This is a genomic window from Nocardia sp. NPDC056564, from assembly GCF_042793755.1.
Classification (GTDB): Bacteria; Actinomycetota; Actinomycetes; order Mycobacteriales; family Mycobacteriaceae; genus Nocardia.
The window spans coordinates 141,863-166,021 of the sequence record NZ_JBHTUR010000015.1 but is presented as its reverse complement, the minus strand read 5'-3'; the positions used below and the strand labels follow the sequence as shown (position 1 = coordinate 166,021).

The 24,159-nt window shown below is 69.0% G+C and carries 24 protein-coding genes; 16 read left to right on the top strand and 8 right to left on the bottom strand.

What is annotated here, in order from left to right; translation table 11 throughout:
• The first annotated feature begins 244 nt into the window (after positions 1 to 244).
• Complete coding sequence (locus tag ACFQ9K_RS31390; RefSeq protein WP_378723042.1) at positions 245 to 1,009, top strand: DUF2127 domain-containing protein; 765 nt, start codon at positions 245 to 247, stop codon at positions 1,007 to 1,009.
• Between the two features lie 103 nt (positions 1,010 to 1,112).
• Complete coding sequence (locus ACFQ9K_RS31385) at positions 1,113 to 2,429, top strand: salicylate synthase (protein WP_378723043.1); 1,317 nt, start codon at positions 1,113 to 1,115, stop codon at positions 2,427 to 2,429.
• A 68-nt stretch (positions 2,430 to 2,497) separates the two neighbouring features.
• On the opposite strand, the gene ACFQ9K_RS31380 is transcribed toward ACFQ9K_RS31385, so the two are convergent.
• Entirely contained in the window at positions 2,498 to 4,111 is a 1,614-nt protein-coding gene (locus ACFQ9K_RS31380) for a (2,3-dihydroxybenzoyl)adenylate synthase (protein ID WP_378726639.1), read from the bottom strand.
• Positions 4,112 to 4,258: 147 nt separating this feature from the next.
• On the opposite strand from ACFQ9K_RS31380, the gene ACFQ9K_RS31375 reads away from it, so the two are divergent.
• The 5 genes from ACFQ9K_RS31375 (at position 4,259) to ACFQ9K_RS31355 (ending at position 8,639) form a co-directional block, all read left to right on the top strand.
• Entirely contained in the window at positions 4,259 to 5,137 is an 879-nt protein-coding gene (locus tag ACFQ9K_RS31375) for an oxidoreductase (protein WP_378726641.1), read from the top strand.
• A 168-nt stretch (positions 5,138 to 5,305) separates the two neighbouring features.
• Entirely contained in the window at positions 5,306 to 5,776 is a 471-nt protein-coding gene (locus ACFQ9K_RS31370; protein WP_378726643.1) for a carboxymuconolactone decarboxylase family protein, read from the top strand.
• A 227-nt stretch (positions 5,777 to 6,003) separates the two neighbouring features.
• Complete coding sequence (locus ACFQ9K_RS31365) at positions 6,004 to 7,095, top strand: 3-deoxy-7-phosphoheptulonate synthase (protein ID WP_378726645.1); 1,092 nt, start codon at positions 6,004 to 6,006, stop codon at positions 7,093 to 7,095.
• Between the two features lie 127 nt (positions 7,096 to 7,222).
• Positions 7,223 to 7,867 (top strand): LysE family translocator, encoded by a 645-nt coding sequence (locus ACFQ9K_RS31360; protein ID WP_378726647.1) that lies wholly within the window; start codon positions 7,223 to 7,225, stop codon positions 7,865 to 7,867.
• Positions 7,868 to 7,931: 64 nt separating this feature from the next.
• The gene (locus ACFQ9K_RS31355; RefSeq protein WP_378726649.1) at positions 7,932 to 8,639 is read left to right on the top strand and encodes a trimeric intracellular cation channel family protein; all 708 of its coding nucleotides are present in this window, start codon (positions 7,932 to 7,934) and stop codon (positions 8,637 to 8,639) included.
• Between the two features lie 34 nt (positions 8,640 to 8,673).
• Here ACFQ9K_RS31355 and ACFQ9K_RS31350 read toward each other — a convergent pair whose 3' ends face one another.
• Both ACFQ9K_RS31350 and ACFQ9K_RS31345 read right to left on the bottom strand, forming a co-directional pair.
• Positions 8,674 to 9,216, bottom strand: a complete 543-nt coding sequence (locus ACFQ9K_RS31350; RefSeq protein ID WP_378726236.1) for a dihydrofolate reductase family protein — start codon at positions 9,214 to 9,216, stop codon at positions 8,674 to 8,676.
• Positions 9,217 to 9,259: 43 nt separating this feature from the next.
• Positions 9,260 to 10,432, bottom strand: coding sequence for a pyridoxal phosphate-dependent aminotransferase (locus ACFQ9K_RS31345; RefSeq protein WP_378726238.1), 1,173 nt, complete (start codon positions 10,430 to 10,432; stop codon positions 9,260 to 9,262).
• Between the two features lie 174 nt (positions 10,433 to 10,606).
• Here ACFQ9K_RS31345 and ACFQ9K_RS31340 point away from each other — a divergent pair, with 174 nt between their 5' ends.
• On the top strand, positions 10,607 to 10,810 hold the full coding sequence (locus ACFQ9K_RS31340; protein WP_378726240.1) for a hypothetical protein: 204 nt from the start codon (positions 10,607 to 10,609) through the stop codon (positions 10,808 to 10,810).
• 44 nt (positions 10,811 to 10,854) lie between these two features.
• Here ACFQ9K_RS31340 and ACFQ9K_RS31335 read toward each other — a convergent pair whose 3' ends face one another.
• Positions 10,855 to 11,760 (bottom strand): sigma-70 family RNA polymerase sigma factor, encoded by a 906-nt coding sequence (locus tag ACFQ9K_RS31335; RefSeq protein ID WP_378726242.1) that lies wholly within the window; start codon positions 11,758 to 11,760, stop codon positions 10,855 to 10,857.
• Positions 11,761 to 11,866: 106 nt separating this feature from the next.
• Here ACFQ9K_RS31335 and ACFQ9K_RS31330 point away from each other — a divergent pair, with 106 nt between their 5' ends.
• From ACFQ9K_RS31330 to ACFQ9K_RS31310, 5 genes are all read left to right on the top strand, one after another.
• Positions 11,867 to 12,454 carry a GNAT family N-acetyltransferase gene (locus ACFQ9K_RS31330; protein WP_378726244.1) on the top strand — a complete coding sequence of 196 codons (588 nt, stop codon included), beginning with the start codon at positions 11,867 to 11,869 and terminating at the stop codon, positions 12,452 to 12,454.
• 81 nt (positions 12,455 to 12,535) lie between these two features.
• Entirely contained in the window at positions 12,536 to 14,194 is a 1,659-nt protein-coding gene (locus ACFQ9K_RS31325) for a DNA repair helicase XPB (RefSeq protein ID WP_378726246.1), read from the top strand.
• A gap of 41 nt (positions 14,195 to 14,235) precedes the next feature.
• On the top strand, positions 14,236 to 14,904 hold the full coding sequence (locus tag ACFQ9K_RS31320; RefSeq protein WP_378726248.1) for a DUF3239 domain-containing protein: 669 nt from the start codon (positions 14,236 to 14,238) through the stop codon (positions 14,902 to 14,904).
• Positions 14,905 to 14,954: 50 nt separating this feature from the next.
• Entirely contained in the window at positions 14,955 to 15,593 is a 639-nt protein-coding gene (locus ACFQ9K_RS31315; protein WP_378726250.1) for a LysE family translocator, read from the top strand.
• 60 nt (positions 15,594 to 15,653) lie between these two features.
• The gene (locus ACFQ9K_RS31310) at positions 15,654 to 17,057 is read left to right on the top strand and encodes a M1 family metallopeptidase (protein ID WP_378726252.1); all 1,404 of its coding nucleotides are present in this window, start codon (positions 15,654 to 15,656) and stop codon (positions 17,055 to 17,057) included.
• A gap of 604 nt (positions 17,058 to 17,661) precedes the next feature.
• Here the strand turns inward: ACFQ9K_RS31310 and ACFQ9K_RS31305 are convergent.
• Positions 17,662 to 18,477, bottom strand: coding sequence for a hypothetical protein (locus tag ACFQ9K_RS31305; RefSeq protein WP_378726791.1), 816 nt, complete (start codon positions 18,475 to 18,477; stop codon positions 17,662 to 17,664).
• A 300-nt stretch (positions 18,478 to 18,777) separates the two neighbouring features.
• On the opposite strand from ACFQ9K_RS31305, the gene ACFQ9K_RS31300 reads away from it, so the two are divergent.
• Entirely contained in the window at positions 18,778 to 19,296 is a 519-nt protein-coding gene (locus tag ACFQ9K_RS31300) for a hypothetical protein (protein WP_378726793.1), read from the top strand.
• On the opposite strand, the gene ACFQ9K_RS31295 is transcribed toward ACFQ9K_RS31300, so the two are convergent.
• Entirely contained in the window at positions 19,297 to 21,699 is a 2,403-nt protein-coding gene (locus ACFQ9K_RS31295; protein WP_378726795.1) for a helicase-associated domain-containing protein, read from the bottom strand.
• 140 nt (positions 21,700 to 21,839) lie between these two features.
• Here ACFQ9K_RS31295 and ACFQ9K_RS31290 point away from each other — a divergent pair, with 140 nt between their 5' ends.
• Positions 21,840 to 22,028 (top strand): hypothetical protein, encoded by a 189-nt coding sequence (locus ACFQ9K_RS31290; RefSeq protein ID WP_150403929.1) that lies wholly within the window; start codon positions 21,840 to 21,842, stop codon positions 22,026 to 22,028.
• A gap of 89 nt (positions 22,029 to 22,117) precedes the next feature.
• Here the strand turns inward: ACFQ9K_RS31290 and ACFQ9K_RS31285 are convergent, their stop codons facing one another.
• Positions 22,118 to 22,750 (bottom strand): resuscitation-promoting factor Rpf1 domain-containing protein, encoded by a 633-nt coding sequence (locus ACFQ9K_RS31285; protein WP_378721998.1) that lies wholly within the window; start codon positions 22,748 to 22,750, stop codon positions 22,118 to 22,120.
• Between the two features lie 408 nt (positions 22,751 to 23,158).
• Positions 23,159 to 23,425 carry a hypothetical protein gene (locus tag ACFQ9K_RS31280; RefSeq protein WP_378721999.1) on the bottom strand — a complete coding sequence of 89 codons (267 nt, stop codon included), beginning with the start codon at positions 23,423 to 23,425 and terminating at the stop codon, positions 23,159 to 23,161.
• 201 nt (positions 23,426 to 23,626) lie between these two features.
• Between ACFQ9K_RS31280 and ACFQ9K_RS31275 the strand changes: the two genes are divergently transcribed.
• Positions 23,627 to 24,058, top strand: coding sequence for a cold-shock protein (locus tag ACFQ9K_RS31275; RefSeq protein WP_191094095.1), 432 nt, complete (start codon positions 23,627 to 23,629; stop codon positions 24,056 to 24,058).
• The last annotated feature ends 101 nt before the right edge of the window (positions 24,059 to 24,159 follow it).

Genomic DNA, 24,159 nt, shown 5'->3' with positions numbered 1-24,159 from the left:
CAAGCCAGACTCGCGTGCCATGGCGGTTGCGTCGGCGACCGGCGGTCAGGAGTTGGGTTCGGCTCGGCCCGTACCCGGTGAGTTACCCATGTTCTTGCGTGATCAGGTGTTGAGTCGGGAGAGGTCCAGCGCGGAGTGCGCTGGACAGGATCATAAGGCGCGGGGGCTGGACAGAGTCGCCAGTTGTGGTATTTCCGCGGGTTCGATCCGGTGCTGTGGCGGGGCCGCGGTTTACGCTGCGTTCATGGATTGGGCGCTGCGCGCGTGTGGCTGGCACGGTCATTACACCTACGCACCGGACGAGACCGACCTGGCCGATCGGCTGCGGGTCGAGACCGTGGCCGGGGTCGCCTGGCGCTGCTTGCGCTGCGGGACCTTCGTGCCCGGCGATCCGGTCGGATCCGGCCCGGCCGACCACGCGCCCGAGGTGCCGCGCGGGCGGCTGCTGCGGGATCGCTGGTTGATGCGCGCGCTGGCGATCGAGCGGTTGCTGCGCGGGCTGGTGCTGGTCGGTGTGGCGTTCGCGGTGTTGAAGTTCCGGACGTCGCGGGAGACGATGCGGGCCGCGTTCGATCAGGATCTGCCGCTGCTGCGCCCGCTGGCCGACCAATTCGGCTGGGATGTCGACCGATCGAAGATCGTGCACCTGATCGATCAGGCCTTCTCGCTGTCGAATACGACGCTGCTGTGGGTGGCCGTCGGCATCTTCGTCTACGCCGGGTTGCAGGGGATCGAGGCGCTCGGGCTGTGGCTGATGAAGCGCTGGGGTGAGTATTTCGCGGTCGTCGCGACGAGTCTGTTTCTGCCGCTGGAGATCTACGAGTTGACCGAGAAGGTCACCGTGCTGCGGATCGGCGCGCTGCTGGTCAACATCGCCGCGGTGGTCTGGCTGCTCTATTCGAAGCGGCTGTTCGGACTGCGCGGCGGGGCGGCCGCGTACCACGCGGAGCACAGCGCGGAGAGTTTGCTGAGTGTCGAGCGTTCGGCCCTGGCGGTCCCCTCGAACTGACCGTTCTGGGGTCGATCGTTGTGGTTGCGGGCACAGTTCCAAGCTAGTCAGGTAATGCTAACCTTACCTCCAAAGTAGAGCCAGTGCGAACTTTGGAGGATCGTTGTCGACCACGGACGAACGCTTGCGGGTGGAGTATGTGACCGATCCGGCGGCAGCGATGTCCCGGCTGGCGGGGGCAGATCGGTTCGGTGAGTACGTGATGTACGAGCGACCGGGTGAGTGGGTATTCGCCGCCGATCCGATCGGCGGGATCGAGCTGGATGTCGAGGAGCTGCGGGTCAGCTGGGACGGGCAGACCACCGCGACCCCGTGGACGGGCCGTCCGGCGGGAGTCGTCGATCGGGCGCTGGCCGGGTTGCCGCTCGATGGCCGGAATGCCTACGGCTGGATCGGATTCGAGTTCTGCGCGTGGGCCTATGCCGCGACCGCGCACCTGGACCCGCGGACCACGCTGGTGCAGTTGATGATTCCGCGCATCGAGGTGCGGATCGGCGAGTACGGCATCCGGGTCTCCGGCGCCACCCCGGCCGAGACCGGCGACATCCACGACCTGATCACCGAATCGCAGGAAAGCGAACTGCCGCAACCGCATCCGGCGGACATCCGGCTCGACCCGACCGGTTATGCGGGCCGGGTCGCCGAGGCGGTGAGCGAGATCCGGGCGAACAAGTACCAGAAGGTCATCCTGTCGCGGAAGGTCGATCTGCCGTTCGTGGTGGACGTGCCCGCCACCTACCGGCTCGGCCGCGCGCACAACACGCCCGCGCGCTCGTTCCTGCTGCGGCTCGGCGGGCTCGAGGCGGCCGGGTTCAGCCCGGAACTCGTTGCCTCCGTGGACGACAACCGCATGGTGACCACCGAACCGGTGGCGGGCACCCGGGCCTTCGGCCGGGGCGCGGAGATCGACGCGGCGGCCCGCGCTGACCTGCTCGCCGACCCCAAGGAGATCGTGGAGCACGCGATTTCGGTGCAGACCTCGTTCGCGGAGATGACCTCGGTGGCCGAGCGCGGCACCGTGGCGGTCACCGACTTCATGGCGGTGCGCGAGCGCGGCAGCGTGCAGCATATTTCCTCCACCGTGTGCGGCACCCTGGCCGCGGACCGGACCGGCTGGGACGCGCTCGAGGTGCTGTTTCCCTCGGTCACCGCGTCCGGCATTCCCAAGGCCGAGGGCATCGACTCGGTGTTCCGGCTCGACCACGACGCGCGCGGGCTGTATTCCGGTGCGGTGGTCACCATCTCGCCGACCGGCGCGCTGGAGGCGACGCTGGTGTTGCGGGCGATCTATCAGACGACCGAGGGCGCCTGGTTGCGGGCCGGGGCCGGCATCGTCGCGCAGTCGCGGCCGGAGCGAGAATTCGAGGAGACCTGCGAGAAGCTGGGCAGCATCGCGCCGTACGTCGTGCAGGCGCGGTAGACGTTCGATCGGATCTTCGGGCAGCGCATCGAACGATGCGCTGCCCGTTGTGTTTCCGATCGAGCGGCTCACCCAGCGGCGGCGCGTAGCGCCTTCTTATCGATCTTTCCGACGGCGGTGACCGGCAGCCGGTCCGCGCGGCGCAGGACGTCGGGGAGCTTGTAGGTCGCCAGGCCACGTTCGGTAAGAAAGGCCTTGATCTCGGCCAGCGTTGGCATCTCGCCGTCGACAACCAGTACGGCGCAGACTTTCTCGCCGAGCGAGGCATCGGGCAGTCCGACCGCCGCCGCGTGCCGGACGGCCGGATGTGCGAGCAGGTGTTCCTCCAGCTCGTCGCACGAGACGTTCTCGCCGCCGCGGTTGATCACGTCCTTGATCCGTCCGGAGACGATCAGGTGCCCGCTCGGCAGCCTGCGCACCAGATCGCCGCTGCGGTAGTAGCCGTCCGGGGTGAAGGCGCGCGCGTTGTGTTCGGGCGCGCGGTAGTAGCCGCGAATGGTGTACGGCCCCTTGGTGAGCAGCTCGCCCTCGGCGCCCGGCGCGACGTCGTTGCCGTCCGCGTCCACCACCCGGATCTCGTCGGCGGGTGAGAGCGCCCGCCCCTGCGTGGTGTGCAGCAGTTCGGCGGGGTCGTCGAGCCGGGTGAAGTTGAGCAGCCCCTCGGCCATGCCGAACACCTGCTGCAAGGTGGCGCCGAGCGCGGGGGTCACCGCCTTGGCGTTGACCTCGGCCAGCCGGGCGCCGCCGACCTGGAGCAGCCGCAGCGACCGCAGGTCGGCCTCCTCCCATTCGGTTGCGGCACACCACAGCTGGGCCAGCGGCGGGACGACCGCGGTGACCGTGACGCCATGCCGCTCGATGGCGGCGAAGGCGCTCTCCGGGCTGGGATCGGTGACGAACGCGACCGCGCCGCCGACGCTCACCGTGCCGAGAATCCCCGGGCAGGCCAGCGGGAAGTTGTGCGCCGCAGGCAAGGTCGCGAGGTAGACGTCGTCCGCGGTCAGCGCGCACACTTCGGCGCTCGCGGTGGCGTTGTACACGTAGTCCTCGTGCGTGCGGGCGATCAGCTTGGGCAGCCCGGTGGTGCCGCCGGAGACCAGCATCAGCGCGATATCGCTCGGGTCTCTCGTCGGCAGCGAATCTCCGGCGCGCGGAATCGAATTCAAGTCGATGCCGAATCCCGGCTCGCCGAGCACCAGCACGTGCCGCAACGAGGGCACCGACTCCCGCACGGCCGCGGCCAGGTCGCGATAGTCGAAATCCCCGAGCCGATCGATCACGATGTAGGCCACCGCCTCGGAAAGCGCTGCCAGATGCTCGATTTCGGCCCGCCGATGCGCGGGCAGGGTCAGCACCGGGATGATCCCGGCCCGCAGCAACCCGAACAGCACCGTCGCGAACTCCGGCACGTTGGGCAACTGCACCACCACCCGATCGCCGGGCGCGATGCCCAGCGCGAGCAGCCCGTGCGCCATCCGATCGGCCGCCGCGTCCAGCCACGCGTAGCTGCGCGGACCCGCCGCATCGAGCAGTGCGGGCCGATGCGGATGCCGCTGAGCCGTGTCCCGCAGCAGCTCACCCAGCGTGCGCCCGGCCCAATAGCCGGCGGCCCGATAGGCCTCGCCGGCCTCGGCCGGAACGGGCACATAACCATCGCGATGCGGGGTGGATGTCGAAGTCACGGTCGTACCTCACGGCTAACCCGGGCCGAGCCCGGTGAAGATAGGTAAGGCAACCCTATCTCAACGGTGTGTGCCGGTTCGAGCACGTCTCGATCGACGCCGTGCTGGCCCGGGTATGCCGTCACGTCTCGGTTTAAACTCCCCGCCATGAGCAGGTGGGATACCTCGTCGATGCCCGATCAGACCGGCCGGAGGTTCATTGTGACCGGCGCGAACAGCGGGCTGGGGGCGGCCACCGTGCGCGCCTTGGCGGCGGCCGGGGCCGAGGTGGTACTGGCCTGCCGGAACGTGGCCAAGGCGGAGCGGATCGCGGCGGAGCTGGGCGAGCGGGCGGTGGTGCGGAAGCTGGATCTCGCGGATCTGGCGTCGGTCCGGGAGTTCGCCGAGGCGACGGATCGAGCCGATGTGCTGATCAACAATGCCGGGGTGATGGCGCTGCCGGAGTCGCGCACCGCGGACGGTTTCGAAATGCAGTTCGGCACAAACCATCTCGGTCACTTCGCGCTGACCGGGCTACTGCTGGACAAGATTTCGACGCGGATCGTCACGGTGGCCAGCGGTGCGCACGTCATCGGGAAGATCGATCTGGACGATCTCAACTGGGAGCGGCGCCGGTATCGACGCTGGCAGGCCTACGGGCAGGCGAAGCTGGCCAACCTGATGTTCGCCTACGAGTTGCAGCGCAGGTTGAGCGCGGCCGGCTCGGCGAAGATCTCGGTCGCCGCGCACCCCGGTTATGCCGCGACCGAGCTGATGTCGCACACCGAGTCGATCCAGGACGCGGTGATGTGGCTCGGCAACCTGCTGCTCGCGCAGAGCGCCGAAATGGGCGCGCTGCCTACGCTTTACGCCGCGACGACCGACGTCGAGCCCGGCCGCTACTACGGCCCGACCGGCTGGCGCGGCCTGCGCGGCTACCCGGGCCGTTCCGGTTCGACGAGGGCCTCGCGCGACGAGAACGTCGCCCGCGCCCTGTGGCAGCGGTCGGAGCAACTGACCGGCGTCACCTACGCTTTCGCGAAATAGCCACGCGCCCGATCGAGGCTGCCTGCCGTGGACACGCGGCGCGCTGAGCTGCGACGATGAATCGATACGAGGGTGACTCGGGTCACCCCGGCCAGTGATGTCACACATCGCCTACCCGTGTCGTCCTCTCTACGAAGACGCAGAACAACCACGAAGGAAGGCACCATCATGGACGCTCGTATCAACCTCTTCGGCAACCAGGTCGCGGGCAGCTTCATCAAGCGGCTCAACAACGCCGCCCGGATCATCAACGACTCCACCCTGCCCGCCGCCACGCACGAGCTGATCAAGATCCGGGCCAGCCAGATCAACGGCTGCGGGTACTGCACCGACATGCACACCAAGGACGCCGCGCACCACGGCGAGACGTCGGTGCGGCTCAATCTGGTCGCCGCCTGGCGTGAGGCCACCGTGTTCACCGAGGCCGAACGGGCCGCGCTCGCGCTGACCGAGGAGGCCACCCGGATCGCGGACAGCGCCGGTGTCAGCGAGGAGGTGTGGCAGGAGGTGCGCAAGCACTACGACGAGGACCAGGCCGCCGCGTTGATCTCCGCGATCGCGATGATCAACGCCTGGAACCGGTTGAACGTGATCGCCCGCACCCCGGCCGGCGACTACCAGCCCGGCCAGTGGGGGTGAGGCATACCGGATCGACCGTGCTGTGGCATGCGGCACGGTCGAGCCACCCCCGGATAGCTGCCTGGTACAGTGCCTGACGTGCAGCGCGTGTATTTCTGGTTTAGCAAGCCGGCCCCGGGTGGGCTGGTCTGCGGCAACCACTTGCGCTGACGACATTCCACCCCGAGCCGGAAGACCGGCTCGACGGGGTTTCGCGTCCGTGGGTCGGCCGAAGAAAAGGAACCCACATGACCACCGCTGTTGATGTCGATCCACGGCATTCCGACCTGGACGATCAGCGCACCCTGAGCGTCAGCCCGCTGCGATCGCCCGCCGAGGTACGCCAGGTACACCGGATCACCGACGCCCTCGCCGACACGGTTCGCCGCGGCCGCGCGGCCACCGTGGACGTGCTGAACGGCGTGGACGATCGCCTGATGGTGATCGTCGGCCCGTGCTCGGTGCACGACCCCGCCGCCGCCCTCGACTACGCGCGCCGCCTGGCCGCCAAGGCCGCCGAGCTGGACGACGCCCTGCACGTGGTGATGCGGGTCTACTTCGAGAAGCCGCGCACCACCCTAGGCTGGAAGGGGCTGATCAACGATCCGCACCTGGACGGCTCGTTCGACGTCAACACCGGACTCGGCATCGGCCGCAAGCTGCTGGTCGACATCACCGGCCTCGGCCTGCCGGTGGCGTGCGAGTTCCTCGACCCGATCACCCCGCAGTACATCGCGGACCTGGTCGCCTACGGCGCGATCGGCGCCCGCACCGCGGCCAGCCAGGTGCACCGGCAGCTGAGCAGCGCGCTGTCCATGCCGGTCGGCATCAAGAACGGCACCGACGGCGACGTCCAGGTGGCCGTCGACGGCGTGCGCGCCGCCGCGGCCAGCCACGTGTTCCCCGGCACCGACCTGGACGGGCGCGCCGCGCTGATCCGCACCACCGGCAATCCCGACTGCCACGTCATCCTGCGCGGCGGCACCTCCGGCACCAACTACGACGCGGCCTCGGTCGCCGAGGCGTGCGTGCGGCTGGAGAAGGCCGGGCTGCCGCAGCGGGTGGTCGTCGACGCCAGTCACGGCAACAGCAACAAGGACCACACCAAGCAGGTCGACGTGGTCACCGACATCGCGGCCCGGCTCGGCGCAGGCGAACCCGGCGTGGTCGGGGTGATGCTGGAGAGCTTCCTGGTGGAAGGCAGGCAGGATCTGACTCTCGGGCACGCGAGCGAACTGACTTACGGCCAGTCCATCACCGATGCCTGCCTCGATTGGGACACCACCGCCGGCCAGCTCGACCGCCTGGCCGACGCGGTCCGGCAGCGCCGCAACCCCTGACGGCCACACCGGCTTTCGGCCTCCCGCACGGTGTCTCGTGCGGGAAGCCGGGAACCCGGTGATCACCAGACCAGCAACCGTCAAGTGGACCGCGACCGGGCGCCGCCGGTCGGCGAGGATCGACAGCGTGATCGACATGGCGGCAGTGCTCGGAGTCGCGGCGGTGGCGTTGGGCCTGGTCCTGACGCCCGGGCCGAACATGATGTACCTGGTTTCCCGGACCGTGTCGCAGGGGCGGCGCGCCGGTTTGGTGTCGCTCGGCGGTGTCGCGCTGGGATTCGCGGTGTACCTGGTGGCCGCGACCGTCGGCATCACCGCGGTGTTCGCGATGGTGCCGGGGTTGTACCTCGGGGTGAAACTGCTCGGCGCCGCGTATCTGCTGTGGATGGCCTGGCAGGCGCTGCGGCCCGGCGGCACGTCGATATTCGAGCCCGCGACGGTCCCCGCGGATCCGACCCGGCGGTTGTTCCTGATGGGGTTCCTGACGAACCTGCTGAATCCGAAGATCGCGATCCTCTACATGGCGCTGATCCCGCAGTTCGTCGCGCCCGAACACGGGCAGATCTGGTTGCAGAGCCTGGTTCTCGGCGCGGTGCAGATCGTGGTGGCGCTGACGGTGAACGGGCTGATCGTGCTCGGTGCGGCCGGCCTGGCGACCTTCCTCACCGGCAGGCCGCTCTGGCTGCGCGTCCAGCGCTACCTCATGGGCACCATGCTCGGCGCCATCGCCGTCCTGCTCGCCACCGACCGGGCCCGCCCCACCCCTGCCTGACCTCGGCAGAGCCACGGGCCGTGTCGGCGCGGAGCGCGCGCCCGGGTATGACACCGTGAGCGGCATGGTGGATTTCGAGGCCGCGGTGCTGGCCGGCCCGTTCGGGTCGGCGGCGGGCGCGGTGCTGCACGCGGGTGAGTTGTTCGGGGTGTTCGCGTTCGCGAGTTCGGGCGCCTTGCTGGCCGTGCGGCGCGACTTCGACATCTTCGGCATCGTGGTGCTGGCCTGTGCCACCGCGCTCGGCGGCGGCATCATCCGGGACCTGCTGATCGGCCGGACCCCGCCCGCGGCATTCGTCGATCTCAGTTATCTGTGGACGGCGGTGCTGGCCGCCGCGGTGATCTTCTTCTGGCATCCGTCGCGGCGGTTGACCAGGGGCCCGCTCGAGGTCGCCGACGCCTTCGGGCTCGGCCTGTTCTGTGTGACCGGTACGGTCATCGCCTACTCGCGCGGGCTCGGCGCGCCCTCGGCCGCGTTGCTCGGCCTGGTCACCGCGATCGGTGGCGGCGTGATCCGCGACCTGCTCGGCGGGCAGACGCCGAATGTGCTTCGGCCGGACCAGATCTACGCGGTGCCCGCGCTGGCCGGTGCCGTCGCCACGGCGACGCTGCTGCATTTCGGCGTGTATCAGGCGTGGACCGGGGCGCTGGCCGCGCTCGGCGCGATCGTCTTCCGGCTGCTCGCGTTGCGCTTCGGCTGGCATGCGCCGCAGGCACGCCGGTATCCGCGGACCAGGCCGCCGGCCGATCCGACCTCGCCGCACCCGTCCTGATCTCCCGCGCCGAGCGCGGGAGATCAGGGGCGCGCTACTTCAACCGATAACGCAGCTGCGCGAACTGTCCCATCTGTGCGACCTCGACGAGTCGCATGCGCGAGGCCGGAATTCGCCGCGGCAGCACGGGCGCACCGGCGCCCAGGGTCACCGGTGCGACGCCCGCGATGATCTCGTCGAGCAGCCCGGCATCGGCGAACAGTCCGGTCAGCTCGCCGCCGCCGACGATCCAGATGTGCTGCCCGCCCGCGGCTTCCAGCATGTCCCGGTGCACCGGCTCGACCGGGCCGGACACGAACCGCAGGTTGGCGCCGGGGACGGCGGGCAGCGTGCGATGGGTGAACACCCAGCACGGGAGATCCCCGTAGACCTTGGCCCAGTTCTCCGGCGGGTCGTTGGCCATGATCCATTCGTAGGTGGTCGCGCCCATGCACATCGCGCCGACGCCCGCGAGGAACTCGGTGATGTTGTGCTCGGCGGTGCCGTCGTCGTCGACCTCGAACAGCCAGCCGAGCGAGTTGTGCTCGTCGGCGATGTACCCGTCGAGGCTGGTCGCGGTGAAGTATTGGGTTGCCATGGGACATACCCTGTCAGCGAAACCTGACAGGGTATGTCAAGGTTCAGCGACCGCCTGCCCGGAGCCTGCGCACGCCCTCGTCGAGCGTCTCGTCGCGCTTGCAGAAGGTGAAGCGCACCAGGTGACTCCAGGCCGCGGCGTCGTCGGCGAACACGCTGACCGGGACGGCGGCGACGCCGAGCCGCTTCGGCAGTTCGCGGCAGAAGGCGAGGCCGTCGGCCGCGCCGAGCGGCGTGATGTCGCCGCACACGAAATAGCCACCCGGACTGTGCTTCACCTCCAGCCCGGTGTCGGCCAGCGCGGCGGCGAGCCGAAGTCGTTTCTCGGACAGCGTGTCCCGCAGCCCCGCGACCCACTCCAGCTCGTGGTTCAGCGCGTGCGCGACCGCGGGCTGGAACGGGCCACCGGCGACGAAGGTCATGAACTGCTTGGCGGCGAGCACCCCGTCGATCAGCGGCGCCGGGCCGCACGCCCAGCCGGTCTTCCAACCGGTGACGCTGAATGTCTTTGCCGCACTGGACACCACGACGGTGCGCTCGGCCATGCCGGGCAGCGTGGCCAGGCTGATGTGCTCGGTGCCGTCGTAGACCAGGTGCTCGTAGACCTCGTCGGTGAGCACCAGAATGTCATGCGCACAGGCGATCTCGGCGATGGCCTCGAGGTCGGCGCGGCCGAGCACGGTGCCGGTCGGGTTGTGCGGCGAGTTGACCACCAGCATCCTGGTGGCCGGCGTGATCGCGGCGCGCAGGCTGTCCAGGTCGAGCACGAAGTGATCGCCGTCGGCGACCAGGCGTGCGGTGCGCCGCCGCGCACCGGCCAAAGCGACTGCGGCAGCATAGGAGTCGTAGTACGGCTCGATCAGCACGACCTCGGAGCCCGGCTCGACCAGGCCGAGGATGGCGGCCGCGATCGCCTCGGTCGCCCCGACGGTCACCAGCACCTGGGTGTCGGGATCGTAGTGGGTGCCGTAGCGGCGGGCCCGGTCGTCGGCGATCGCGCGGCGCAGCACCGGCATCCCGCGCCCGGGCGGGTACTGGTTGAGGCCGTCGGCGATGGCCTGCCTGGCCACCTCGAGCATGCCGGCCGGGCCGTCGGTGTCGGGGAATCCCTGACCTAAATTGACCGCGTCGAACCGGACGGCGAGCTCGGTCATCTCCGCGAATATCGTGGAGGCGAAGGGGCGTAGGCGAGCAACGGTGGCGGGTTGCGGAGGCATAGTCGGAGACTAGCCCAGCATTCGCTATTGTTGCCATTCAATAGCGAATAGCTATGCTTCACTTCAAGTTTGGGCCGTCTACCTGCATGGTTGTGTGGTTTCCCAGTGGCGGCTAGCCTCGCCGTGTTCTACCTCACAGTCCCGCGATCCGCGGGTATCTCGAAAGGGGCATTCATGGCCTCATATCTCGACCTTGTGGTGAATCCGGCCACGTCGGAGGTCGCCGGATCCGCACTCGGTCTGCTTCGGCACGTCATGCAGGACTTCATCGCGGGCTTCGGCTCCTCTACTCCGGACTGGGGTCTGGGTTCCTCGACCGGCAACCCCGGCCTCGGCTCCTCGACCGGCAACTGGTTCGCCGGCTCGGCCACTCCCTGATGGTGGCCCGCCGGGCCGGTCGTGAGGGGGCCTGCCCGGCGGGCTCAGCCGAGCCGAATGCCGGTCAGCTTGGCCGGATTCGCGAGATCGTAAGTGCCCCAGACCAGTCCGTCGCGGACGGTGAAACCCATGACCCGCGGCGGATGTCCGTAGCCCGCGGTGACGACCATGCCCAGTTGTCCGTTGACCGAGGCGAATTCGTAGTTGTACGCAGGATCCACCGCGCTGCCGTCCAGGCCGTACTTGCGCACCAGCCCCACGTAGAAGCGCGCGATCCGATCCGCGCCGCGCAGGATGTTCACCGCGGTCGAGGTGGTGCCGTCGGCGTCGCCGATCACCACCGAATCCGGGTGCAGCGCAGCGGTAACCGCGCGCACGTCACCGGAGCGCAGCGCGCTGAGGAAGCGCTGCACCGCGGCCTCGTGCTCGGCGTCCGGCACCGGCGGCGGCGTGTCCGCCACCGCCTTGCGCGCCCGCACCGCCAGCTGCCGCGCGGCCTCGGCCGACACGTCGAGGATCTCGGCGATCTCGTCGAACGGCACTGAAAGTCCGTCGTGCAGAACGAAAGCCACCCGTTGCGGCGGAGTGAGGCGGTCCAGCACCACCATGGCCGCGAGTCGGTATTCCTGCCTGCGGACCACCGTCTCCAGCGGGTCCGGCGTGCTCGACGGCGTGCGCGCGGTCACCACCGGTTCCGGCAGCCATTGCCCCACATAGCTTTCCCGGCGCACCGCGGCACTGCGCAAGCGGTCCAGGCAGATTCGGCTCACCACGGTGGTCAGCCAGGCGCGCGGGTCGTCGATCTCGGATTGGTGGGCGCCGGCCAGGCGCAGCCAGCTCTCCTGCACCGCGTCCTCGGCGTCGCCGACGCTGCCCGTCAGCCGATACGCGACCGAGAGCAGATGCGCTCGATGTGATTCGAACAATCCGGCAAGCAGAGCGGCAACCATCAGGAGGATTCTACGATCTCCGGGCCGGTCGGTTCACCGCGGTGCCCCGGCCCGGCGCGCGGGAAAGCCGATGCTCAGCTCCGGCGATCCGTGACAACATGACTCGATGGACGCACACGCGCTGTCGAACGGAACGGTCTGGCTATCGATCCCCACCGCCGCGGACATCGACGCCATCACCGAATGTTGTCAGCATCCGTCCATCGGCGAGTGGGTGACCATCCCGGTGCCCTACACCAGGGATAACGCGCAGACCTTCGTCGACGACATCGTCCGCCCCGGCTGGGCGGGCCGCAGCCCGACCTGGGCGCTGCGCCTGCGGGCGGGCGGCACCGTCGTCGGCATGATCGGCCTCGGGGAACGCGACGAGTCCTCGGCCGAGATCGGCTTCTGGCTGGCCCCGGCCCAACGCTCGCGCGGCCTGATGACCCAGGCGGTGAACCTGGTCTGCGACTACGCCTTCCGGCCCGACGGCATGGCGCTGCGCCGGATCAGCTGGCGTGCGTTCGTCGGCAACTACCCTTCGGCCGCCGTGGCCCGTCGCACCGGCTTCCGCTACGAGGGTCTGGCCCGGCAGGGCAGCCTGCAGCGCGGCCGCAGCCGCGACCACTGGCTGGCCGCCCGCCTGCCCACCGATCCACCGGGCCCCGCGGAGGGTTGGCCTGCCGAGTTCGACCGGGCGCTGCAACGGTAATTGCCGTGGTCAGGGGACCGGCCGTGCCGGGCTGTCGGGGGTCTCAGGAAGAATGGTCCGGAATCGATGCGAGGAGGGGCTGTGACCGACGGTCCACTGATTGTGCAGAGTGACAAGACGCTGCTGCTGGAGGTCGACCACGAGTTGGCCGACGCGGCGCGGCAGGCCATCGCGCCGTTCGCCGAGCTGGAGCGCGCGCCCGAGCACGTGCACACCTATCGGGTGACGCCGCTGGCGCTGTGGAACGCGCGGGCGGCCGGGCACGACGCCGAGCAGGTGGTGGACGCGCTGGTCAGTTTCTCCCGGTACGCGGTGCCGCAGCCGCTGCTGGTGGACATCGTCGACACCATGGCCCGGTACGGGCGGTTGCAGCTGGTCAAGCATCCGGCGCACGGGTTGGTGCTGGTCAGCCTGGATCGCGCGGTGCTGGAGGAGGTGCTGCGACACAAGAAGCTCGCGCCGATGTTCGGCGCCCGGCTCGACGACGACACGGTGATCGTGCACGGCTCCGAGCGCGGCCGGATCAAGCAGATGCTGCTGAAGATCGGCTGGCCGGCCGAGGACCTGGCCGGGTACGTCGACGGCGAGGCGCATCCGATCGAACTGGACTACTCCGACGACAAGTGGCACCTGCGCGACTACCAGGAGATGGCCGCCGACTCGTTCTGGGCGGGCGGCTCCGGGGTCGTGGTGCTGCCGTGTGGCGCGGGCAAGACGATGGTCGGCGCCGCCGCCATGGCGAAGGCCAAGGCGACCACGCTGATCCTGGTCACCAATACCGTCGCGGGCCGGCAGTGGCGCCGCGAGCTGCTGGCGCGCACCTCGCTGACCGAGGACGAGATCGGCGAATACTCGGGAGAGCGCAAGGAGATCCGCCCGGTCACCATCGCGACCTACCAGGTGATCACCCGCCGTACCAAGGGCGAATACCGGCACCTGGAGCTGTTCGACAGCCGCGACTGGGGCCTGGTCATCTACGACGAGGTGCACCTGCTGCCCGCGCCGGTCTTCCGGATGACCGCCGACCTGCAGTCGCGCCGCCGCCTCGGCCTCACCGCCACCCTGGTCCGCGAGGACGGCCGGGAGGGCGACGTGTTCTCGCTGATCGGGCCGAAGCGCTACGACGCCCCGTGGAAGGACATCGAGGCGCAGGGCTGGATCGCCCCCGCCGAGTGCATCGAGGTCAGGGTGACGCTCACCGACGCCGAGCGGATGGCCTACGCGACCGCCGAGCCGGAGGAGCGCTACAAGCTGTGCTCGACCGCGCGCACGAAAATCCCGGTGGTGCAGTCGATCCTGGCCAAGCACACGGACGCGCCGACCCTGGTGATCGGCGCCTACCTCGACCAGCTCGACGAGCTGGGCGCGGCGCTGAACGCGCCGGTGATCCAGGGGTCGACGAAAACCAAAGAGCGCGAAGAACTCTTCGAAGCGTTCCGGCAGGGCGACATCCCCGTGCTGGTGGTCAGCAAAGTGGCGAACTTCTCCATCGACTTGCCGGAAGCCTCGGTCGCGGTGCAGGTTTCGGGCACCTTCGGCTCCCGGCAGGAGGAGGCGCAGCGCCTCGGCCGGCTGCTGCGGCCGAAACACGATGGCGGCCAAGCGCACTTCTACTCGGTGGTGGCCCGGGATACCCTCGACGCCGAATACGCGGCGCACCGGCAGCGTTTTCTGGCCGAACAGGGGTATGCCTACCGAATCATGGACGCCGACGACCTGCTCGGTCCGCCCATCGGATAAGTGGAGGCAACTCCTCCGTAAACTGTGCTAGGAATAGGGACGTGCGACGCTTCGAATTCCCGGTGGACCGCAAGCATGCCCGCGCGGTCAACGAAGTCTTCGCCGACCAGCGTCGACTGCGGATAGGGGCACTGGCCGCGGCGGTCATCGCGACCGCTGGTGCGGCGTATTTGATCTACCTGAACCATCCGTGGGCCTACCTGCTGACCATCGCGTTCATCCTCGGCGCGGTGGTCTCGCTGTGGGTGGCCTTCTGGACCGCCCGGCACGCCAGCATCGACAAGCTCTACACCGACGGCGAGCTGGTGCCCGCGGTGGTCTCGGAGACCTATCCGGCCAGCGTGGTGCTGCTCGCGCTGGTCGATGTGGCCAAGCCGGACGCCACCGATCCGCGCTACGCGCTGGTCATCCGCCGGGTCCGCACGCTGCCCGGGCACGAGATGTCCGCGGGGGAGCGGGTGCCCGCGGTCGCGGTGCGCACCGATCGGGCGCCGCGGCAGGTCGGCGAGCGCTGGCAGTCGGTCAGTGCCATGCCGATCGCCTGGGGCACCACCGACGACGAGGTCATCGAGCGCGCCCGCGCCGCGATCAGTGACGCCGAATGGCGTTTGCTCACCGACAATCTCGCGCTCACCGAGAAGGTCCGGCGCGCGCCCGCCAAGCGGCTGCTGCTCGATCCGCACCAGCTGCCCGACGATCTCGGTTCCTGACGCCGGAACATTCGCCTATTTCGGGTTGCGCCGCCGCTTAGACTCCGAAGATGGTTCCGATGTCCAACCTGCTGGCGTTTCTCGCGGCGGCGACCGTCCTCATCATCGTCCCCGGCCCCGGGGTGCTGTTCACCATCGGGCGTGCGCTCACCCTCGGCCGGCGCGCGGCGCTGCTGTCGGTGCTCGGGCACTGCCTGGGCGTGTTCGTCGCGCTGCTGCTCGTCGCGGTGGGGCTCGGCACGCTGCTGATGGCCTCCGCGCTCGCGCTCACCGTGATCAAGTTCGCCGGCGCGCTGTACCTGATGTACATCGGCGTGCAGGCGATCCGCGAGCGCAAGACGCTGCTGGACGCCCTCGGCGCCAAGGTCGACCTGGTGCCGGACGCGAAGGTGCTGCGCCAGAGCGTGATCGTCGGCGTGACCAATCCGAAGGCGATCATCTTCTTCGCGGCCATCCTGCCGCACTTCGCCGATCCCGACGCCGGATCGCTGCCGCTGCAATTCCTGATCCTGGGCTCGATCTTCCTGGCGATCGCGATGGTCTCGGACAGCGCGTGGGCGCTGCTCGCGGCCTCGGCACGCAGCTGGTTCGCCCGCTCGCCGCGCAGGCTGGAGGCGGTCGGCGGGGCAGGCGGGATGATGATCGTCGGGCTCGGCGCGTCGGTGGCACTGACCGGAAGCACGGACTGAACCGGCTACCATCCATCGGGTTGGTACGGCTGTACCGGAAGTAAGAGGGGTGGTTGTCGAATGAGGTTGTCCGGCTGGATGTGTGCGGCGGTCGTGGGCGCGGTCGTCGCCGCGGGAGCGCCCGCCGCCGCGGACCCGCCGCCCGATCCGTTCACCGGATCGTCCGGCCTCGGCGATCCGTACTACCCGGAGGACGGCAACGGCGGCTACGACGCCCGCCACTACGACGTCACCATCGACTACGACCCGGCGAGCCACCAGCTCACCGGGACCACCCGCGTCGACGCCGTCTCGACCCAGGCGCTGCGCGCGTTCAACCTGGACTTCGCCGGCCCGGACGTGCGCGCGGTGACGGTGAACAACCTGCCCGCCGGGTTCGATCGCCACGGCGAACACGAACTCACCGTGACCCCGTCGGTGCCGCTGCTGCCCGGCCTGCCGTTCACGGTGACCGTGGACTACGCGGGCATCGCGCAGAACACCGAGGGCAACGGCTGGACCTACGCGCCCAGCGGCGGCGCGTTCGCCGCGGGCGAGCCGCACTCGGCGACCAGCTGGTACCCGCTCAACGACACCCCGCTGGACAAGGCGACCTTCGCGCTGCACGCGACCGTCCCCGCGGAATGGGAGGTCGTCTCCAACGGCCTGCGCACCCAGGACGAGGTACGCGGCGAGCGCCGCACGGTCAGCTGGGCGGCCAACCAGCCGGTGATCGGCTACCTGACCACCATCGCGATCGACAAGTTCAGCTTCCTGGAGCAGCGCCGGGCCAACGGCACCCCGCTGATCAGCGCGTTCGCCCCGCAGGCCGAACGCAACCGGGAGACCGAGCAGCGCCTGCCGGAGATCCTCGACTTCATCGAAAGCCTCTACGGCCCTTACCCGTTCGAGTCCTCCGGCGGCATCTACGTGGACGCCGACATCATGTTCTCGCTGGAGACCCAGACCCGGCCGATCTACGCTCCGTGGACCGACCTGCCGACCGCGGTGCACGAGATCACCCACCAGTGGTGGGGCGATTCGGTGTCGGTGCGGCAGTGGTCGGACGTGTGCCTGAACGAATGCTTCGCCAGCTACACCGCCGACTACCTGTGGCCGGAGCACAAGGAGGGCAAGGACGTCGACGCGCAATACCGGCAGACCCTCCAGACCTACCTGGGCAACAGCGAGTTCTGGGAGATCCCGCTGGCAAACCCCGGCGCAGGCAGGGAATTCACGTCGGTCTACTACCGCGGTCCGCTGTTCCTGCACGCCCTGCGCAGACAACTCGGCGACGCCGTATTCTTCGCCGCGGTAAGAGAATTCAACGCCGCGCACGCATTCGCCAACGCCTCGATGCCGGAATTCCGCACCTTCGTACAGTCGAAGTCCCCCACGGATCTCACCGCCTTCTTCGACGCCTGGCTGAACCAGAACACCCCACCCCCCGACGAGTACCTCTACCCCGGCACCCTCCGCAGCTGACATCGAGTCGAGTCAAAAGGTCGCTGAATGATCTTGAACAGCAACCTTTTGACTCGACTCGACAAGCAAACGACCTTTTGACTCGACTCGACGAGCAGGGCCAACCGCTTGGCTGGCCTCGATGACCGAACGGCTCACGCAACGCCCCTCGTTTCCCAGCTTCTTTGAACCGGACCACAACCCGATGACCACGCTGGAACTCCCGCGTTGCCCATGCCAACTGGGTAAGCAGGTCGGGGACCCCACCTGACGTGCTCAGCACTATCGATCATCTCCGGGAGCAGGCGCACCTGATTGCCAGGTGCACTCCCGGCTTGTCCCAGCGCGACCTGGCGAGGGAAAGCTGAAGACCTACCCAGGTTTTCACTGGAGTAGTGCTGGGCACGTCGCCTGCCGTACCCGGCTTTAGGTGCATGTCAGGATGCGGCGTCGCGTTCCGGCGTGGTCATCTGGCTGTGGTTGCGTTATCGAGACTTCTTCGCATACCCGATTCATCCTTCGCATACCTGTTGAAGTGTTGAGGGGTATGCGAAAGATGAATCAGGTATGCGAGGGCGAACCTATTTGTCGCTTGGTCTGCGGGCGGGCGTGGCGGGTGGTGTGGTTATTCGCCGTCGACGTGGTTGCGTGCTCGTTCTACCCATCGTTCGGCGCGGTCGAGTTGTTTTTGGGCTGAACGTAATTGGTCCTGGGCCGCGCGTTCGGTGGCGCGGGCGAACTGCCGCTCCTGCTCGGCCTGGGCGAGCGCTTCCTTCAGTTCGGTGATCCGGGAGTCGATGTCGCCCAGCTGATCCGCCGCCCGGTCGGCTTCCTCGTGCGCCGAATCCCTTGCCGTGCGCGCGGTTTCGAGGGACTCCAGCGCGTCGTCCAGGTCGCGGCGCGGGTTGTCCTCGGCGGGGGCTTCCGCCGGTTCGGCGGCGTCGTCCACGGCGACCAGCCCCGGTCCGGCCGGACCGAACCCGTCATAGGTCGCCGAGGTGACCACCGTTCCGGTCCGCACCTGCTCGGCGACCTGCGGATCGGCCAGCGCCGCGGTCAACGTCTGCCCGACCTCGCGCAGCACGCTCTCGCTCACCGGACGCTCGTGCTCCGCGGCGAGCGCGCCCGCCTTCTTGGCCAGGGCGTTGACCGCCTGCTGCCGCTGCCCGGTCAGGCTGCGCAGCTCGGCGCCGGACAGTGTTCGCTGCGCCGATCGCAGCGCCGCACCCAGCTGGAGCAGCGCGTCCACCTCCTCGGGCGCGGCACGGGCCAGCAGGTTTACCGTCCACGCGGTGACCGTGGGTTTGCGCAGCTTGCCGATGGCGGTCGCCAATTCCTTGTCGCCCGCCTCCTTGGCCGCGTCGGCCTTGGCGGTGCGGGCGGCGACGAACTCGCCCGGGGCGAGTCCGTACAAGTCGCGGGCAACCTCGTCCAGCGTCATACTGGCCAAGCGTAACGACTCGGTCCGCCGGAGCGAAAGAAACCACGTGCTGGACGAATGTCCACGTTCTGGGTTTACGCGAAAGGCATTGCTAGTGAATAGCTTTGGATTCCAACTGCTCGGCCGCCTGCTGCCGAGCATCCTCGGGTACGCCCTGCTCGGCATGTGGGGCACCTGGTAACCGGCACGTCCCCCCAGTTTCGATGTCACCCGTAGAGCTGATGCGGTCGCACTCGGCGTCCGGGTATCCTCACCGCGTTCGCGAGCGGCGTGAATGTGTTCGGTGAGAGAGGTTTTCAGGTGAAGTTTCCAGGAGCGAGGCTGCTGGCACGCGTGGTGCTTGCCCTCGTCGCGGTGGCGGCGGTAATCGTCACGCTGGTCGGTTGTTCGTCGGCCAAGGATGACAGCAAGTCCGGTGGATCGGCCAAGGTCGGTGACTGCATCGTCAAGGGTGCCTCGGCCGACGCCAAGACCGAGACGGTCGACTGCTCGTCCGACAAGGCGGTCTACAAGATCGCGCAAAGCTCCGACAAGAAGGTCGACTGCGCGACGGACTACACCGCCTACCAGGCGAACCTCGCAGGCGGCACCGCGTTCCTGTGCCTGGCGCCCAACTTCAAGCAGGGCAGCTGCTACAACGAGAGCAGCGCCGCCGGCGTCAAGAACGTGGACTGCGGTTCCACCGAGGCCACCTTCAAGGTGGTGAAGCGGATCGACGGCGAGGCCGACGAGCTGCTGTGCGGGGCCGACGCGGACAGCTTCCGGCTGATCTCCGAGGCGCCGAAGACCACCTTCTGCCTGGCCAAACCCAAGGCCTGATCATTCGAGCAGGGCGACCGACGCGATCCGGTGCAGCGTGAAGTGCCGGACCGCGCCGGTCACCGGGTCCAGCGCGTCCAGCTGTCCGTTGCCGACCTTGAGCGGTTCCACCACGCGCTGGGTCGCGACACCCGACGCGTCCACGTAGCCGATGTTCACCGAGCGCCGCACCCGTGCCGCCAGTTGCAGCAGCGCCAGGGTCGCGGCGGTATTGGTGCGGGTGCCGTCCATGCGCACCGATTGCGCGGAGCGCGCGCTGGTGGCGCGTTCGGCCGCGCGGAGTTCGGTGACCAGCAGCTCCAGCTGCTCGGTGCTCGGCGGCATCGGCCGCCACGGCGGCCGGGCATTGGGCCGGGCGGAGATCCGCGCGCCGCGCTGCCGCAGATCCACGATGATGCCGGCCGAATCCTCGCCCGCGGGCGCGAAACCGGCCGCGCGCAGTTGTTCGAGCACCTCGCCGAGCGGTGCCTGGGCGATCGCCACCGTCGGCGCGATGGCCCGCAGCGCGAGCGTGCCCGCCACCGGTGCGGCGAGCACCTGGGCCAGCAGCGCCGGGTCGTCGCTGCGCAGGAACGACTGCGCCATGCCCGCCCGCAGCTGCCCGTGCCGCCGGGCGACGTCGTCGATCAGGTAGGTCAGCGCCTGCGGGATCGGCGTGCGCGAGTGCTTGGTGAACAGCGCGTGCAGTTCGGCGGCGGTGAGCCCGGCGTCGAGCGCACGCCGCACTGACGTCTCGCTGATTCGGTAAACCGTTGCCGCACCGGCGGATTCGACATCGGCAACCAATTCGACCCGCTGCTGCAGATCCGCGGTGAGCGGGCCGGGGGCGATCACCGTCAGGTCCGCCTGGACCAGCACGTGATCGACCGGCGCGGGCAAGGCCGACTCCATCGCCGCCTCGGCATCGGCCGCACTGGTCGGCGAGCCGTGCAGCAGCGCGCGGGCCGGGGAGCCGAGCGCGCCGCGGCCGACGAAGCCGAGTGCCGCGGCCTCGGCCAGCGTGTGTTCCACCGCCTCCAGCCGAAAGTGCCTGCGCCAGCGCGGTTGCCGCCAGGCCAGCACGCGGCCGAGGTCGGCAGGGGTGAGGGCGCTGCCGGACGGATATTCGGCGAGCAGACCGAGTATCGCGTGCCGGTCGCGCGGCGCGTGCGGGGTGCGCAGCTCCAGCGAGAGGGCCGCGAGGGGTTTGTCGTTGGCGTCGCGCAGACCGATCATCCACGGCATCCGGTCCAGTTCGAGCCACGCGAGGGCCAGGACGGCCCAGCGCCGGGCGAGCGGCGCCTCCAGCCACGCGTCGACCGCCGGGGTCGGCGCCCAGAAGTCGTCGGTCGAGTCCACCTCCGGCGGCGGGTCCGGCAAACCCTTTTCGATCAGTCGCGCGGCGGCCAGCAGTTCGACCAGCAAACCCGCCCGCTGCTCGTCGATGCCCGCCTGCTTGGCGATCCGGCGCAGCTCGCGCACGCCGAGCCCGCCCGCGCGCAGGGCGGGGGCCGGGGCCTGCCCGAGGATGTCCAGGATGGCGGTGCAGTGCCGCAGCAGTTCGCCGACTTCGCCCGCGGCAACCGCGTTCACGTCGGCGGCGGGTTGTTTCTTCGGTTTCGGCGCGGGCGGGGTCAGCGCGTGGGGGTGCGTCACCGGCTCGTTGCGCAGCACCTGACCGACCGTGACAGGCAGTTCGACCGTCTCGTCGTCGATCCGGTTGAGCAGCCTGCGGGCGAGTAGCTGCTGCACCGGGCGGTCCGCCGGGGTGCCCGGCGCGGCGTCCCTGGTGCGCCCGCGCGGGCCGGTGCTGGCCAGCTTGTCCAGCAGCGCCCGGGCGGGCGAGCCGAGTTCGGGTAGGACCTCGCGGACCTCGGGCTCGGTGAGCGAGTCCGGAATCTCGGTGGTGCTGCCGATCGGCCAGGGCAGCGCCTCGACCGCGGCGGTGACCAGGTGCAGCCCATCGTCGCTGGTCCAGACCAGGGCGCGGGCGGTGAGCCGCTCGATCGCCGCATCGATCGCGGCGGCGCTCACCCGTTCGTTCAGCTGCACGTGCAACTCGGCGCGGGTCAGCGGTGCGCCGTTGCTCTCGGTGCGCGTCACCCCGTGCACCGCAAGGGTTTCCAGGATCGCGAAGTCGAGGGTGTCCAGGTCGTCGGTGGCGCGCAGCACCGAGGCACGCTGCTCGGCCCGCGCGGCCAGCACGGCCATCGACGAGGGCAGCGGCACAGCCAGATCCGGGCGGAGTTCGAGCAGCGTGACCAATTGGGCATCACTGCGTGCACCGAGCCATCCGGCAAGGGAGGTCGCGGGCTCCCCCGCCTCTCCGCGTCTTTTGCCGGTCGTGGGTGCGTCGAGCCTGCCGCTGCGGGCCGGCGGTTGGGTCTCTGGCTTGGTTTCGGGCGTGCCCGGCGAGTTACCCATGTGCTCCCGAGATCAGTCGTTGCGTCTCAATCCGATCCTTCAGCGTAATCGACGCAGTCCGTCGGCCGCTGTGCGGAGATAGGCGGCCTAACCGGCAGCGGCAAAGTTGCTCAGCGGGCGGCGCGTGCCAGAATGGGGGCGTGGTGAACAAATCGAAGAAACCGTATGTCGACAACGGCTGGCCCAAGGTCGCCGAAGGTGACCACGCGGTCACCGAACTCTCGTCGACCCGTTCCGGTGGGCTCTCACCGTACGGTGAGGACACCGAGTTCCCGCTGCCGGCGGATCAGCTGCCTTACATGCACCCGAACACGGTCATCAACCGCTGATTTTCCGGACGGGAAGTCCGAAAGATACGAATAAGCCCCGCATCCTCGAGGATGCGGGGCTTATTCGTTGTTGATCGAAGGGCAGTGGATCAGGAGGGCAGCAGGCTCTTGTTCGCCTCGTAGAAGTTCACGATGGCGGGATCGAGCTTGGTGTTGCTGGCCTTGGCGGCGTTGAAGAAGTCGAACGCTTCCTTGGGCACCTGGACGCCCTGGCCCTGAACGACCTCGAGTGCGCGGTCGACGGCCGAGAAGATCTGCTGGGTGCTGTCCGGCGCGGCCTGAGCGGCCTGCGGCGCGGGCTCGGGGCTCCAGCGCGGGGTTTCGTTGGTGGTGGGGGCGGAGCGCGGGGTGGGCGCGCTGCTCAGACCCAGTTTGGCGGAGCAGCTCGGCCAGGCGCCCCAACCTTGGGAGGCGAGGACCTTCTCGGCCACGGCGATCTGCTGCTCACGGGTGGCCTGGTTGGCGCTGGCCGCGTACTCGCCGCCGCCATGGGCCCTCCAGGTGCTCGGGGAGAACTGAAGTCCACCTTGGAAACTGTTGCCGGTATCGATGCCCCAGTTACCGCCGGCCTCACACTGTGCGAGGCGATCCCAGTCGGAGTCGGGTGCCGCGCTGGCATTGCCAGCGAGGGCCACACCCGCGGTGCCGATGATCGCACCGGTGACAGCAACCTTGGCTACCGTGCGTCCGGTGGAGCTTGGCTTGCGATGGCGTCCACTCATATCGGGTTCGTCTTCCTCTCGACGCACCTGCGAGGTCATCGGTCGGGCTGGACTGAGAGGTCGTCATGCCCGCCCTCGCCCCTACGTTTCCGTCGGGTTTCCGGTGTCCCGCGGGGCGAGGTTCGGTGCGGCGGGCCGGTGTGTGCCGGTTGTCCCGGCTCGCTAAGAACGGTACGACGATCGGCGGGAAAAATCACCATTTGGTAACCGGCGTGTACGAGCGGGTCTCGGCCCGGTCTCGGCGCGGGCGTAGCACCTTCTGCGCAGCTAGACGCAGTGCGCTCAGACGGGGGCCGGGCCGTCACCGGTCCGTGACCTCTCCGTTATGTGACGAGGATCACATCCAGGATTTGGTAACGACAGACCCGGGTAACCCGTTTGCAGCGCACCGGCGACCTTCGGGTCGGATCAGCGCGAGCGCCGCCCCGATCGCAGGGCGAAGACGATCGCGACCAGGAATCCCAGCGGTGCGAGCAGCGCGGCGAAGTAGAGCCACAGCCCCGGCGATCCGTCCGACAGCACCGGCGTCAGGAAGATGGCGACGATCGCCAGCAATCCCAGCGCGAACAGGCCGAGCGCGAGCTGTAGCAACCAGTTGCCCGGCCTGCGCTGCCCGCCCCCGGTCGACGAGGGATCGGCGTCGTGCGGCGGGGGTGAAGCGGAAGGGTTCGTCACCGGACGACCGTAAAACTGATGTGCTTGCGTAATAGGCACCGGGGTAGACTCGTAGGCAAGCGCGTCCCGCATCACTGCTGGGCGCGTTCTTTTCGCAAACAGAAGAGAACCTGTTCCGGGTGTTGTGCCGCAGCGGGTTCCGTGGACAGATGTGCTCGGGCCGGTGGGGTTCGAGTTTTCGATGATGAACGGGTGAGCGCAGTGCCGACCGGCAGGGTGAAGTGGTACGACGTCGAAAAGGGCTTCGGCTTCCTTTCCCAGGACGAGGGTGAGGATGTCTACGTCCGTTCGTCCGCGTTGCCCGATGGTGTCGAGGGACTCAAGCCGGGGCAGCGCGTCGAATTCGGCATGGCCGCGGGCCGTCGCGGCCCGCAGGCGCTGAGCCTGAAGCTGCTCGAGGCCCCGCCATCGGTGCGACAGGGCCAGGAGCGTCAGGAGCGCGAGCGCGTCCGCAAGGAGCCGGTCGCGCGCAAGCACACGCCGGACGAGTTGCACGGGATGGTTGAGGACATGATCACCCTGCTCGAGGCGACGGTGCAGCCGGACCTGCGCAAGGGTCGTTACCCGGATCGCAAGACGGCGCAGCGCATCTCAGAGGTCGTCCGCGCGGTTGCCCGCGAACTCGACCACTGAAGTATCGGCCGTGTGGCCGCGGCGTGTTCGTGGCCCTGGACGGGCCACGAACGGCGCTCGCAGAACTCGCGCTGTGCCGGCTCGGTTATCGAGGGACGTCA